Source organism: Inhella sp. (assembly GCF_027532025.1).
GTDB lineage: Bacteria > Pseudomonadota > Gammaproteobacteria > Burkholderiales > Burkholderiaceae_C > Inhella.
Genome location: NZ_JAPZSY010000120.1, coordinates 1 through 12,805 on the forward strand (window position 1 = coordinate 1; position 12,805 = coordinate 12,805).

The window sequence follows — 12,805 nt, forward strand, 5'->3', positions numbered from 1 at the left end:
GTCGTTGACCACCTTGGCTTTGTCAGCGCCGAAGAACAGGATGTCGCCATCCTGGGCGCCGGTGCGCTTCAGGATCTCGGCGATCGCCGCGTCGTTCAGGTTTTTGACGATGGGCGACTGCAGGCCGTCGCGGCCCTTGGCCACCTCGTTGACCTTCACCCAGGCCAATCCCTTGGCGCCGTAGATCTTGACGAACTCGGTGTAGGCGTCGATCTCGCCACGGCTCATCTCGCCGCCACCGGGCACGCGCAACGCCACCACGCGGCCACCGGGGGTGGTAGCTGGGCCGCTGAAGACCTTGAAGTCGACGTCCCTCATCACCTCGGTCAGCTCGGTGAACTCGAGCTTCACGCGCAGGTCGGGCTTGTCCGAGCCGAAGCGGAACATCGCGTCGGCGTACTTCATCACCGGGTAGTCACCCAGTTCGACGTTCATGGCCTTGCGGAACACGTGGCGGATCATCCCTTCGAACATCGAGCGAATTTCCTCTTCCGTCAGGAACGAGGTCTCGATGTCGATCTGGGTGAACTCGGGCTGGCGGTCGGCGCGCAGGTCCTCGTCGCGGAAGCACTTGGTGATTTGGTAGTAGCGGTCGAAACCGGCCACCATCAAGAGCTGCTTAAAGAGCTGGGGCGACTGCGGCAGCGCGAAGAACTGGCCGTCGTGCACGCGGCTGGGCACCAGGTAGTCGCGCGCGCCCTCGGGCGTGCTCTTGGTCAGCATCGGCGTTTCCACGTCGATGAAGCCGTGTTCGTCCAGGAACTTGCGCACCTCCATGGCCACGCGGTAGCGCAGCATGAGGTTCTTCTGCATGGCGGGGCGGCGCAGGTCCAGCACGCGGTGCGTGAGGCGCGTGGTCTCGCTCAGGTTCTCGTCGTCGAGCTGGAAGGGGGGCGTGACGCTGGGGTTCAGCACCGTCAGCTCGTGGCACAGCACCTCGATCTTGCCGCTGACCAGGTTGGCGTTCTCGGTCCCCGCCGGGCGGGCGCGCACCTTGCCTTTGACCTGCAGGCAGAACTCGTTGCGCACGCCCTCGGCCGTCTTGAACATCTCGGCGCGATCGGGGTCGCAGACGATCTGCACCAGGCCTTGGCGGTCGCGCAGGTCGATGAAGATCACGCCACCGTGGTCGCGCCGGCGGTGGGCCCAGCCCATCAGGGTCACGTCCTGGCCCAGCAGGGCCTCGCTCACATCGCCGCAATAACTCGTACGCATTTCAAACTCCAGGGCCAGCTCATGGCCGGCATTGCTCAATCGTTCAGGGGGTGGGGTTGGCGATGGCTTCGGTTGAGCCCGACGCCGGCGGGCTCAACCGATCGGATTGGGCGGATTGCCGCCCGGGACGACCGGCGCCACGACGCCCATGGAAATGATGTGCTTGAGCGCTGCATCCACGCTCATGTTCAGCGGCCGCAACTGCGCGCGCGGCACCATCAGAAAGAAGCCCGAGGTGGGGTTGGGCGTGGTGGGCACGTAAATGGAGACGTGCTCATCCCCCTGCCCCAACAGCGGCGCCACCTGCGGCGCAGGCGTGCCGGTGACGAAGGCGATGGTCCACGCCCCGGCTCGGGGGTACTCCACCAACACCGCCTCCCGGAAGGCATTGCCCTTGCTGGAGAACAAGGTGTCCGACACCTGCTTCACCGAGCTGTAAATGCTCTTGACGATGGGCACCTGGTGCAGAACCCGGTCCCATTGCCGCAACCACCACTGCCCCACGATGTTGGCGGCGAACACGCCCGTGGCCAGCAGGACCAACACCAAGATGAGCACGCCCATGCCCGGCACCCGGCGCAAGGCCCCCAGGGCCTCAGCCAAAGCCGGCGGCACGACCGAAGCCGCCGCCCCCACCAGGCTGCCGAAGATGCCATCCATCAGCCCCAGCACCCACAAAAGCACCCAGACGGTGATCGCCAGCGGCAGCCAAACCAAGAGGCCGGCGATCAGGTACTTGCGAAGCAGGGACATGCAGAGCCTTCAGTGACAGCCGGAACCGGCGCAGCTGCTGCCGCAACCCGCGGCCGCTGGAGCCGGCGAAGGGGCTGTGGCTGGAGCGGCAGCGTCCGCAGCCGGGGCAGGCGCCGCCGCGCCGCCGCCCTTGAAGTCGGTGGCATACCAGCCGGACCCCTTGAGCTGGAAGCCAGCGGCGGTGAGTTGTTTGCTGAAAGACTCGGCGCCGCACGCGGGGCAGGTGCTCAGCGGCGCGTCGGACAGCTTCTGCAGCACGTCCTTGGCGTGGCCACAGGCGCTGCAGCGGTAGGCGTAGATGGGCATGGTCGTTCCAGGCGAAAAGCGGGCGATTCTACGAAGCACGCCCGGCACCCCCCGCTGGAGCGCCGACCGGCGCCCCCGCAAATGGGGTTCAGGGGTGCGGCTTCAAGTGATGGCTGACGTGGTCGTGGCGGTTGGCCAGCAACTGCGGCGCCAACGACCCCACCAGCATGCCGACGAAGGCCGCGATCAGGCCGGCCAATTGCCCCGGGAAGGCTTCACCCCAGGTCGTGACCTGCGGGAAGAACAGCACCCAGGTGAAGATCCCCGCGAAGATCGAAAAGATCGCCCCCTGCGTGGTGGCCCTCTGCCAGTAGAGCCCCATCACCAGAGGCACGAAGGCGCCGACGAGCGTGACTTGGTAGGCCCCACTGACCAGCTCGTAAATCGGGGTGCCCTGCATGGCGATGGCGTAGATCAGCACGGCGGCGGCAAACACCACGAGCGTGACGCGCATGGCCAGCAGTTGTTGCTTGTCGCTCATGCTGGGCCGAATCTGCTTGAGGATGTTCTCCACGAAGCTGGTCGACGGCGCCAGCAGCGTGGCCGACGAGGTGCTCTTGATGGCCGACAGCAGGGCGCCGAAGAACAAGATCTGCATGATCAAGGGCATGTGGCCCATGATGAAGGCGGGCAGCACGCGCTGGTAGTCGTTCTGCGCCAGCTCCATGGCCGTGTTGCCCATCACCACGACCGCGGCCAGCACGATGAACATGGGCACGAAGGCGAACAAGATGTAGGCACTGCCCCCAATGACAGCGCCCTTCTGAGCGGTTTGGGCGTCCTTGGCGGACATGACGCGCTGGAACACGTCCTGCTGCGGAATCGAGCCGAGCATCATGGTGATGGCGGCCGCGATGAAGAACACGATCTCGTGGAAGCTGGGCGCCGGGAAGAAGCGCCACAAATCAGCCTGGGCGGCATGGTTCAGCACCACGCCGGCGCCACCCGCCAGGTCGGCCGCAAAGAAGGCGATGGCAAGCAAACCGACAACGAGGACGATCATCTGGATGAAGTCCGTCCAGGCCACCGCCAAGAAGCCGCCGATCACCACATAGATCAGCACGGCCAAGGTGCCGATGACCATGCCCGTGGCCGGGCTCATGTCGCCGTTGGTCAGTACGCTGAAGACCAGGCCCAGCGCCGTGATCTGAGCCGCCACCCATCCCAGGTAGCTGAGGATGATGGCCAGTGAGCAGAAGATTTCCACGCCCTTGCCGTAGCGCTGGCGGTAGAAGTCGCCGATGGTGAGCAGGTTCTTCTGGTACAGCTTGGCCGCAAAGAACAGGCCCACCAAAATCAAGCACATGCCAGCGCCGAAGGGGTCTTCGACGATGGCATTCAGCCCCCCCTGCACGAACTTGGCCGGGATGCCCATCACCGTTTCGGCCCCGAACCACGTCGCGAACGTGGTCGTCACCACCATCACCAGCGGCAGGCTGCGGCCCGCGATGGCGAAGTCGGCCGTGTTCTTGACCCGGCTGCCGGCCCATACGCCGATGGCGAGGGTGCCCAGCAGGTAGAGCACGACGAAGACGATCAGGGTGGTGTTCATGGCCCGGCCGATGTGGGTTGGATGGACAAACGGGCAGCCCCGCGGCAAAGCCCGGATTTCAAGCGCGCGACATTATGGCGGCGTGGCGACCGTTGCGGCCTAAAGACCGACGCCCAGCAGGCGCATCAGCAGCCAAGCACCGCCCGCACCAGCGACAAAGCCCGCCAAAGCCCACAGCAGGAACGCCATCAAGCGGTTGGTCCGCCTCAGTTCATGCACCAAGGCGGCCAGTTGGGCATCGCCGCTGTGACCCTGGGCTTGGGCTTTGAGGGCATCGTGAATCAGCCGGGGCAATTCGGGCAACAGCGGGGCCAGGCGCGGGGCTTCTCTCTGAAGCGCCCGCGCAAAGGCGCGCGCGCCGACCTGCTCGTCCATCCAGCGCTCCAGGAAGGGCTTGGCGGTGCTCCACAGGTCCAGGTCGGGGTCGAGTTGCCGCCCCAGGCCCTCCACGTTCAGCAGGGTCTTCTGCAAGAGCACCAACTGGGGTTGGATCTCGACATTGAAGCGGCGCGAGGTTTGGAACAGACGCATCAGCACTTGGCCGAGCGAAATGTCCTTCAAAGGCCGGTCGAAGTGGGGCTCGCACACGGCCCGGATGGCGCCCTCCAGGGCGTCGATGCGGGTCTCGCGGGGCACCCAACCGCTTTCGACGTGCAACTCGGCCACGCGCTTGTAGTCGCGGCGGAAGAAGGCGATGAAGTTTTGCGCCAGGTACTCCTTGTCCACTTCGGACAGGGTGCCGATGATCCCGAAGTCCAGCGCGATGTAGCGCTGAAAGGTCTGCGGCGCCAGGCTGACCTGGATGTTCCCGGGGTGCATGTCGGCGTGGAAGAAGCCATCGCGAAACACCTGGGTGAAGAAGATGGTGACGCCGTCGCGGGCCAGCTTCTTGATGTCCACGCCAGCCGCACGCAGGGCGTCGATCTGGCTGATGGGCGTGCCGTGCATGCGCTCCATCACCAGCACCTGGGGGGTGCACCATTCCCACACCATCTCGGGCACCAGCACCAGATCCAAGCCCGCCATGTTGCGCCGCAACTGGGCGGCGTTGGCCGCCTCTCGCACCAGGTCGAGTTCGTCGTGCAGGTGCATGTCGAACTCGGCCACCACCTCGCGGGGTTTCAAGCGCCGGCCATCGGCACTCAAGCGCTCCACCCAGACGGCCAACCAGCGCAGCAGCGCCAGATCGTCGTCGATGACGGCCAGCATGCCGGGACGCAGCACCTTGACGGCCACCTCGCGTCCGTCCGGCAATTGCGCGAAATGCACTTGGGCGATGGAGGCACTGGCCACCGGCTCGGGATCGAAGCGAGCGAACACCTGGTCGATCGGGCGGGCCAACGCCGCTTCGATCAACTGCCGGCTCAGCGCGGCCGAAAACGGCGGCACACGGTCCTGTAGCTTCGCCAGCTCCTCGGCGATGTCGGGCGGCACGAGGTCACGCCGGGTGCTCAGCACCTGCCCGAACTTCACGAAGATGGGGCCCAGGCGCTCCAGGGCCAGGCGCAGCCTCACGCCGCGGGGCTGATCCCACCGGCGCCCCAGTCCGATCAGCCGGCGCAGCCAACGGGCACGGCGATGCTGCTGAAAGCCCGAGAGGGCCAGGTCATCCAGCCCGAAACGCAGAACGGTCCACGCGATGACCCAGGCGCGAAGGAAGTTGCGCACGCTCAGCGCCCAGCCCGGCCCAGCAGCCCCGCGAGCGCCGCCTGGATGGCCTGCGCAGCCTGGGCCAAGAACTGAGCCGGCGCCGGACCCATCAGCCGGGCCACCTCGTCCGCGGGGTCGGGCCGCAGGTTTTCGAACAGCCAATTCACGGCGCCGGCCAGCGCGGCATCGCCGCTGATGGAAACGCCCGGGCGTTCGCCCTTGAAAACGGCCAGCGCACTGGCCAGCGGATTGCTGGCATCGATGGCCACGCGAAGCTGCGCCTCGCTCACGGGCTCGACCACCCGCTCCAGCAAGCCCGCGGGCGTGATGCGCAGGGCGAGATCCGGCAGGGGGGGCGCCCAAGCAGGCGCCCCTTGAACCGTCACCACCAGCGTCGCCTGCTGAAAAGGCAGCAAGCGGGCCATGGCGGCCGGCTCGCGCCCGATCACGTGGTTGAGCAGCAGCACCAAGCGATCTTGAAGCGCGGGGGCGAGGACGTCGGACCAATCGATCATGCGGTGGATTCTAGGGAGCGGGTCGCTGGCCCCCCTGAACCCCTCCACTACCATCCGTCGTGTGACCGACCGACCCCGCATCTTGCTCACCGGCGCTGCCGGCTACATCGCGACCCACACCTGGCTGGCCTTGGCCGAGGCCGGCTTCGACGTGCTGGGCGTGGACAACTTCGCCAACAGCTCGCCCAAGGTGCTCGACCGCTTGGCGCCACTCCTGGGCCACGCCCCACGCCTGGAAGTCCTGGACGTCACCCAAACCGACGCTTTGCAGGATTTGCTGCGACGGGAGCCGGTGCAGGCAGCCGTGCACTTTGCGGCCTACAAGGCCGTGGGCGAATCCACGCAGAAGCCGCTGGACTATTACCGCAACAACCTGATGAGCCTCATCAGCGTCTGTGAGGCGCTGCGCAGCCAGGGTTGCCACCGCCTGGTCTTCAGCTCCAGCGCCACGGTGTACGGGGACCCCGGCGTGCTGCCCTTGCGCGAAGACGCGCCCACCACCAGCACCAACCCTTATGGCGCCACCAAGTTGGTGGGCGAACAAATCTTGCGGGACTTGGGCGTGGCCGACCCCGCCTGGCAAACCGCCTGCTTGCGCTACTTCAACCCCGTGGGCGCGCACCCCAGCGGGCTGATCGGCGAAGACCCTCGCGGCACACCGAACAACCTCATGCCTTACGTGGCCCAGGTGGCCGTGGGCCGGCGCGAGCGCTTGCAGGTCTTCGGCAACGACTACCCAACCCACGACGGCACTGGCGTGCGCGATTACATCCATGTCGTGGACCTCGCCAACGGCCACGTGGCCGCGCTGCGCCGCCTGCTGGAGCAGCCCGGCTCCTTCACGGTGAACCTGGGCACGGGCCAGGGCTACAGCGTGCTGGACGTGGTGCGGGCCTACGAAGCGGCCAGTGGCCGCCCCATCCCCTTCGACACCGTGCCCCGCCGCCCCGGCGACGTGGCCGCCTGCTGGGCCGACCCCACGCACGCCCACCAACTGCTGGGCTGGCAGGCCCGCCATGGGCTGGCGCGCATGTGCGAAGACTCCTGGCGCTGGCAGCGCCTCAACCCCCTGGGCTACGACAGCCCCACGCCTGACACACCATGAACCCACTCAGCGTTCAACCCGTCGTGATGGCGGGGGGCTCGGGCACCCGCCTGTGGCCCCTGTCGCGCGCGGGTTACCCCAAGCAATTTTTGGTTCTGAGCGGCAACCAGAGCCTGTTCCAGCAGGCCGTCGCCCGGGTGGCCTCGCTGGCCGACGACGCCCTGCACGTTCGTGCGCCCATCGTCGTGGGGAACGAAGAACACCGTTTCCTGGTCTTGGACCAACTGCGGGAATTGCCAGTGACGGGCAGCGACGTGGTGCTCGAACCTTGCGGACGCAACACCGCGCCGGCGCTGACCCTGGCCGCATTGCAAGCGCAGGCGCACGGCGGCGACCCGATCTTGGTCGTCACCCCAGCCGACCAAACCGTGACCGACCCCCGGGCGTTCACGGCGGCGCTGCACCGGGCGGTGCGGCGCGCGGCGCAGGGCGGCATCGTGGTGCTGGGCATCACCCCCGATCGCCCAGAAACCGGCTACGGCTACATCCAGGCCCAGGGCCCGGCCGATGCCCTGCAGGTGTCCCGCTTCGTTGAAAAGCCCGACTTGGCCACCGCCCAGTCCTACCTCGCTCAAGGTGGCTTTTTTTGGAATGCCGGCCTCTTCGTACTCCGCGCCAGCACCTGGCTGCGGGCGCTGGGTCAGTTCCGGCCCGACATCTTGAGCGCCACCCAAGCGGCTTTCGACGGCGCACGGCGCGACGGGGCTTTTGTGCGCCCCGACGCCGCCGCCTTTGCGGCCGTGCCTTCCGAGTCGGTGGATTACGCGGTGATGGAGGCCTGCCCCGGCAGCGCCTTCGCATTGGGCATGGAGCCGCTGGACGCCGGCTGGAACGACCTCGGCGCCTGGGAGGCCGTTTGGCAGGTCGGTGAGCGCGACGCTGACGGCAACGTGGCGCGCGGCGATGCCTTGCTTCAGGGTTGCGCCAACACCTTGGTGCAGGCGGGGCATCGGCTGGTCGCCGCGGTGGGCCTGAGCGATGTCATGGTGGTGGAGACCGCCGACGCCGTGCTGGTGGCCGACCGCAGCCGCAGCCAGGAGGTCAAACACATCGTCGCGCAACTGACCGAAGACGGCCGGGGCGAGGGCCGCCTGCACCGCAAGGTGCACCGCCCCTGGGGCTGGTACGACAGCATCGACGCGGGAGAGCGCTTCCAGGTCAAGCGCATCCTGGTCAAGCCCGGCGCATCGCTGAGCCTGCAAATGCACCACCACCGCGCCGAGCACTGGATCGTGGTCAGCGGCACGGCCGAGGTCACCGTTGGCGACCAAGTGCTGCTGCTGAGCGAAAACCAAAGCACTTACATCCCGCTGGGCGTCAAGCACCGCCTGGCCAACCCGGGCAAGCTGCCGCTGGAACTCATCGAAGTGCAATCGGGCAGCTACCTGGGCGAGGACGACATCGTCCGTTTTGAAGACACCTACGGCAGGACCTGAGGCATGACGATCCTCGTCACCGGCGGTGCCGGTTTCATCGGCAGCAACTTCGTGCTGGACTGGCTGGCGCAGTCGGACGAGCCCGTGCTCACCCTGGACGCGCTGACCTACGCCGGCAACCGCGAAAACCTGGCCTCGCTGGCGGGCGATGCGCGCCACACCTTCGTGCACGGCGACATCACCGACCGCGCCTTGGTCGACCGGCTGATGGCCGAGCACCGTCCGCGCGCCATCGTCCATTTCGCGGCCGAAAGCCACGTCGACCGCTCAATCCACGGCCCAGGTGCTTTCATCCGGACCAACATCCAAGGCACCTTCACCCTGCTGGAGGCGGCGCGCATGCACTGGCAAGCCTTGGCGGACGAGGCCAAAGCGGCCTTCCGCTTCTTGCACGTCAGCACCGACGAGGTCTACGGCAGCCTGGCCCCCGACGCCCCGGCCTTCACCGAGACCCACCCCTTCGAGCCCAACAGCCCTTACAGCGCCAGCAAGGCGGCCAGCGACCACCTCGTGCGCGCTTGGCACCACACCTACGGCCTGCCGGTGCTGACCACCAACTGCAGCAACAACTACGGGCCCTACCACTTCCCCGAGAAGCTGATCCCGCTGATGATCGTCAACGCGCTGGCGGGCAAGCCCCTGCCCGTGTACGGCGACGGGCAACAGATCCGCGACTGGCTGTACGTCAAGGACCACTGCGCCGCCATCCGCCGCGTGCTCGAGGCCGGGCGCTTGGGCGAGACCTACAACGTGGGCGGCTGGAACGAAAAGGCCAACATCGACATCGTCAAGACCGTGTGCGCGCTGCTGGACGAGATGCAGCCCAGCGCCGAGGGCCCCTACGCCCGCCTGATCACCTACGTGAAAGACCGGCCCGGGCACGACCGGCGCTACGCCATCGACGCCCGCAAGCTGGAGCACGAGTTGGGCTGGAAGCCGGCCGAAACCTTCGAGACCGGCATCCGCAAGACGGTGCGCTGGGTCCTCGACCACCCGGATTGGGTGCAGCGCGTGCAGTCGGGCGCCTACCGCGATTGGGTGGCCACCCAGTACCCAGCATGAAGCTGCTGGTCTTGGGGGCCAATGGCCAGGTCGGCTGGGAACTGCAGCGCGCCCTGGCGCCACTGGGCGAGGTGCTCGCGTGGGACCGCACGGCGGGCGACCTGTCGCAGCCTGAAGCCTTGGCCGCTGCCGTGCGCACCCTGGCGCCCGCGGTCATCGTCAATGCCGCCGCTTACACGGCGGTCGACAAGGCCGAGGGCGAGGCCGCGCTGGCCCACACCGTCAATGCAGAAGCCCCGGCGCGCCTGGCCGAGGTGGCGCGTGCATTGGGCGCTCCTCTGTTGCACTACAGCACCGACTACGTGTTCGACGGCAGCGGCAGCACCCCGCGCGACGAGGACGCCCCTGCCGGTCCCTTGAGCGTTTACGGTCGCACCAAACTCGCGGGCGAAGACGCCATCCGCGCCAGCGGCTGCCGCCACTTGATCTTCCGCACCAGCTGGGTCTACGCCGCGCGCGGCGGCAACTTCGCCAAGACCATGCTGCGCCTGGCCGCCGAGCGCGAACAACTGCGCGTGGTGAACGACCAATGGGGCGCCCCCACCGGGGCCGAGTTGCTGGCCGACGCCACGGCGCATGCGCTGCGCACGCTGCTGGCGCAGCCCCACTTGGGCGGCACCTACCACCTGTGCGCGGCCGGCGCCACGAACTGGGCCGATTACGCCCGCTTCGTCGTCGACACGGCACGCGCGCAGGGCCGCACACTGGCCTGCCAGTCGGTGGACGGCATCCCCACCAGCGCTTACCCGACACCGGCCCAGCGCCCGCTGAACTCCAGGCTCGATTGCCGCCGCTTCGAACAGGCCTTCGGGCTGCGCTTGCCGGCGTGGGAAATGGGCGTGCAGCGCCTGCTGGCCGAAATCAACTGAAGGAGCGCACCATGCGCAGAGGCATCATCCTCGCCGGGGGCTCGGGCACCCGGCTGCACCCCGCCACCTTGGCCGTCAGCAAGCAGTTGCTGCCGGTGTACGACAAGCCCATGGTCTATTACCCGCTCAGCACCCTGATGCTGGGCGGCATGCGCGACGTGCTGCTCATCAGCACGCCGCAAGACACGCCCCGCTTCAGCCAACTGCTGGGCGACGGCCATCAGTGGGGCATGAACATCCAGTACGCGGTGCAACCCAGCCCCGACGGCCTGGCCCAGGCCTTCCAGATCGGGCGGGATTTCATTGGCGGCGCCCCCAGCAGCCTGGTGCTGGGCGACAACATCTTCTACGGCCACGACCTGCCGGCCTTGCTGCGCGAGGCCAATGCCCGCACGGAAGGGGCCTCGGTCTTCGCTTACCACGTGACCGACCCGGAGCGCTACGGCGTGGTCGAGTTCGACGGCCAGCAGCGCGCCATCTCCATCGAGGAAAAACCGCGCCAGCCCAAGAGCAACTTCGCCGTCACAGGCCTGTACTTCTACGACGAACAGGTCTGCGATTTGGCCCGCGACCTCCAGCCCAGCCCACGCGGCGAGTTGGAGATCACCGACCTCAACGCGCTTTACCTGGCCCAAGGGCAGTTGCACGTCGAGACCATGGGCCGCGGCTACGCCTGGCTGGACACCGGCACGCACGACAGCCTGCTCGACGCGGGGCAGTTCATCGCCACCCTGGAGCGACGCCAAGGCCTGAAGGTGGCCTGCCCCGAAGAGATCGCCTACGTGCAGGGCTGGATCGACGCCGAGCAGCTGCTGAGGTTGGCCGCCCCGCTGGCCAAGACGCAGTACGGCCAGTACCTGCGAAGGCTCGTCAAATGAACGTGATCCGCACCGATCTCGAGGGCGTCCTGCTGCTCGAGCCCAAGGTCTTCGGCGACGCACGCGGCTTCTTCACCGAAAGCTGGAACGAGCAACGCTTCAACGCCGCCGTCGGCCACCAGTTTCGCTTCGTGCAAGACAACCACAGCCGTTCACGCAAGGGCGTGCTGCGCGGCCTGCACTTCCAGCGCCCCCCCCATGCTCAAGGCAAGCTCGTGCGTTGCACCGCAGGCGCCGTGTTCGACGTGGCCGTGGACCTGCGCGCCGGCAGTGCCAGCTTCGGGCGCTGGGTCGGCTTTGAGCTCAGTGGCGACAACCACCGCCAGCTTTGGATCCCGCCCGGCTTTGCCCACGGCTTCCTGGTGCTGAGCGACAGCGCCGACTTCCTCTACAAGACCACCGACTACTACGCCCCCGAGGCGGAAGGCGCCGTGCGCTGGGACGACCCCGACATCGGCATCGCCTGGCCCGATTTGGGCGAAGCGCCTCAGCTGGCGGCCAAGGACGCCGCGGCCGCCTGGCTGAGGGACACCGCGCCATTCAGACTTTGAAGTAGTCGCGGTACCAGGCGACGAAGTTGCCGATGCCCTGGGGCACCGGCATCGCCGGCTTGAAGCTGGTCCAGGCCTCCAGTTCGCTGACGTCGGCGTGCGTGGCCGGTACGTCGCCGTCTTGCAGGGGCATGAAGTTCTTCTCAGCCACCCGGCCCGTGGCCGCCTCGATGGCCTCGATGAACTCCATCAAGGTCACGGGGTTGTGGTTGCCGATGTTGAACACGCGGTAGGGCGCGTTCGAGCGCGCCGGGTCGGCCTGCACCGGGTCGTAGGCCGGGTCGACCTCGGCCGGGCGGTCCAGCACGCGCACCACGCCTTCGGCGATGTCGTCGATGTAGGTGAAGTCGCGCACCATCTTGCCGTGGTTGAACACGTTGATGGGCTTGCCCTCCAAGATGGCCTTGGTGAACAAGAACAGGGCCATGTCGGGGCGGCCCCAGGGACCGTAGACCGTGAAAAAGCGCAGGCCCGTGGTGGGCAGGCGGAACAGGTGGCTGTAGGTGTGGGCCATCAGCTCGTTGGCCTTTTTCGTCGCGGCGTACAGGCTCACCGGGTGGTCCACGCTGTGGTGCTCGCTGAACGGCATCAGCGTGTTGCCGCCGTACACGCTGCTGCTGCTGGCGTAGACCAGGTGCTGCACGCCGTGGTGGCGGCAGCCCTCCAGGATGTTCATGAAGCCCTGGACGTTGGCGTCGATGTAGGCGTGCGGGTTGGTCAGCGAATACCGCACCCCGGCCTGGGCGGCCAGGTGCACCACGCGGTCGAACTTCTCGGCGGCGAACAGCGCGGCCATGCCCTCGCGGTTCTCCACGTCCAGCTTCACGAAGCGAAAGCCGGCGTGTGGCGTCAGCCGCGCCAGGCGGTCGTGCTTGAGTTGCGGGTCGTAGTAGTCGTTGAGGTTGTCCAGCCC

Annotated in this window: 13 protein-coding genes; 6 read left to right on the forward strand and 7 right to left on the reverse strand. The window is 67.3% G+C overall.

The genetic code is table 11. The features are described 5' to 3' along the window. The 6 genes from aspS to O9335_RS14460 all read right to left on the reverse strand — a co-directional run. Nucleotides 1–1,215: aspartate--tRNA ligase (gene aspS, locus O9335_RS14435; protein WP_298389331.1), on the reverse strand; the 1,215-nt coding region annotated here is incomplete at its 3' end. Between the two features lie 93 nt (nucleotides 1,216–1,308). After that, the gene (locus O9335_RS14440) at nucleotides 1,309–1,968 is read right to left on the reverse strand and encodes a DUF502 domain-containing protein (RefSeq protein ID WP_298389333.1); all 660 of its coding nucleotides are present in this window, start codon (nucleotides 1,966–1,968) and stop codon (nucleotides 1,309–1,311) included. Nucleotides 1,969–1,977: 9 nt separating this feature from the next. Beyond that, complete coding sequence (locus O9335_RS14445) at nucleotides 1,978–2,274, reverse strand: FmdB family zinc ribbon protein (RefSeq protein WP_298389335.1); 297 nt, start codon at nucleotides 2,272–2,274, stop codon at nucleotides 1,978–1,980. Nucleotides 2,275–2,362: 88 nt separating this feature from the next. After that, nucleotides 2,363–3,826 (reverse strand): sodium:solute symporter family protein, encoded by a 1,464-nt coding sequence (locus tag O9335_RS14450; protein WP_298389337.1) that lies wholly within the window; start codon nucleotides 3,824–3,826, stop codon nucleotides 2,363–2,365. A 99-nt stretch (nucleotides 3,827–3,925) separates the two neighbouring features. Then, on the reverse strand, nucleotides 3,926–5,494 hold the full coding sequence (gene ubiB / locus O9335_RS14455) for a ubiquinone biosynthesis regulatory protein kinase UbiB (RefSeq protein WP_298389339.1): 1,569 nt from the start codon (nucleotides 5,492–5,494) through the stop codon (nucleotides 3,926–3,928). 2 nt (nucleotides 5,495–5,496) lie between these two features. After that, nucleotides 5,497–5,991, reverse strand: a complete 495-nt coding sequence (locus O9335_RS14460; protein ID WP_298389341.1) for a hypothetical protein — start codon at nucleotides 5,989–5,991, stop codon at nucleotides 5,497–5,499. A 61-nt stretch (nucleotides 5,992–6,052) separates the two neighbouring features. Here O9335_RS14460 and galE point away from each other — a divergent pair, with 61 nt between their 5' ends. From galE to rfbC, 6 genes are read left to right on the forward strand one after another with little or no spacing between them, the layout of a single operon-like run. Then, on the forward strand, nucleotides 6,053–7,096 hold the full coding sequence (gene galE, locus O9335_RS14465) for a UDP-glucose 4-epimerase GalE (RefSeq protein WP_298389343.1): 1,044 nt from the start codon (nucleotides 6,053–6,055) through the stop codon (nucleotides 7,094–7,096). Continuing rightward, the gene (locus O9335_RS14470) at nucleotides 7,093–8,532 is read left to right on the forward strand and encodes a mannose-1-phosphate guanylyltransferase/mannose-6-phosphate isomerase (RefSeq protein ID WP_298389345.1); all 1,440 of its coding nucleotides are present in this window, start codon (nucleotides 7,093–7,095) and stop codon (nucleotides 8,530–8,532) included. The genes galE and O9335_RS14470 overlap by 4 nt, the downstream gene beginning before the upstream one ends. A gap of 3 nt (nucleotides 8,533–8,535) precedes the next feature. Further along, nucleotides 8,536–9,594 carry a dTDP-glucose 4,6-dehydratase gene (gene rfbB, locus O9335_RS14475; protein ID WP_298389346.1) on the forward strand — a complete coding sequence of 353 codons (1,059 nt, stop codon included), beginning with the start codon at nucleotides 8,536–8,538 and terminating at the stop codon, nucleotides 9,592–9,594. After that, complete coding sequence (gene rfbD / locus O9335_RS14480) at nucleotides 9,591–10,463, forward strand: dTDP-4-dehydrorhamnose reductase (protein WP_298389348.1); 873 nt, start codon at nucleotides 9,591–9,593, stop codon at nucleotides 10,461–10,463. Before rfbB ends, rfbD begins: the two co-directional genes overlap by 4 nt. Before the next feature lie 11 nt (nucleotides 10,464–10,474). Beyond that, nucleotides 10,475–11,341 (forward strand): glucose-1-phosphate thymidylyltransferase RfbA, encoded by an 867-nt coding sequence (gene rfbA, locus O9335_RS14485; protein WP_298389350.1) that lies wholly within the window; start codon nucleotides 10,475–10,477, stop codon nucleotides 11,339–11,341. Then, nucleotides 11,338–11,892: a dTDP-4-dehydrorhamnose 3,5-epimerase gene (gene rfbC, locus O9335_RS14490; RefSeq protein ID WP_298389352.1), complete on the forward strand. Its 555-nt coding sequence runs from the start codon at nucleotides 11,338–11,340 to the stop codon at nucleotides 11,890–11,892. The genes rfbA and rfbC overlap by 4 nt, the downstream gene beginning before the upstream one ends. On the opposite strand, the gene O9335_RS14495 is transcribed toward rfbC, so the two are convergent. Continuing rightward, nucleotides 11,882–12,805, reverse strand: a 924-nt coding sequence (locus tag O9335_RS14495; RefSeq protein ID WP_298389354.1) for an NAD-dependent epimerase, incomplete at its 5' end; no start/stop codon positions are given. The two genes, rfbC and O9335_RS14495, sit on opposite strands and share 11 nt — an antisense overlap.

Coding starts and splice junctions, on each gene's coding strand:
- O9335_RS14440 (WP_298389333.1), bottom strand. CDS start 1,968: ATGTCCCTGCTTCGCAAGTACCTGATCGCCGGCCTCTTGGTTTGGCTG.
- O9335_RS14445 (WP_298389335.1), bottom strand. CDS start 2,274: ATGCCCATCTACGCCTACCGCTGCAGCGCCTGTGGCCACGCCAAGGAC.
- O9335_RS14450 (WP_298389337.1), bottom strand. CDS start 3,826: ATGAACACCACCCTGATCGTCTTCGTCGTGCTCTACCTGCTGGGCACC.
- O9335_RS14460 (WP_298389341.1), bottom strand. CDS start 5,991: ATGATCGATTGGTCCGACGTCCTCGCCCCCGCGCTTCAAGATCGCTTG.
- O9335_RS14470 (WP_298389345.1), top strand. CDS start 7,093: ATGAACCCACTCAGCGTTCAACCCGTCGTGATGGCGGGGGGCTCGGGC.
- rfbB (WP_298389346.1), top strand. CDS start 8,536: ATGACGATCCTCGTCACCGGCGGTGCCGGTTTCATCGGCAGCAACTTC.
- rfbD (WP_298389348.1), top strand. CDS start 9,591: ATGAAGCTGCTGGTCTTGGGGGCCAATGGCCAGGTCGGCTGGGAACTG.
- rfbA (WP_298389350.1), top strand. CDS start 10,475: ATGCGCAGAGGCATCATCCTCGCCGGGGGCTCGGGCACCCGGCTGCAC.
- rfbC (WP_298389352.1), top strand. CDS start 11,338: ATGAACGTGATCCGCACCGATCTCGAGGGCGTCCTGCTGCTCGAGCCC.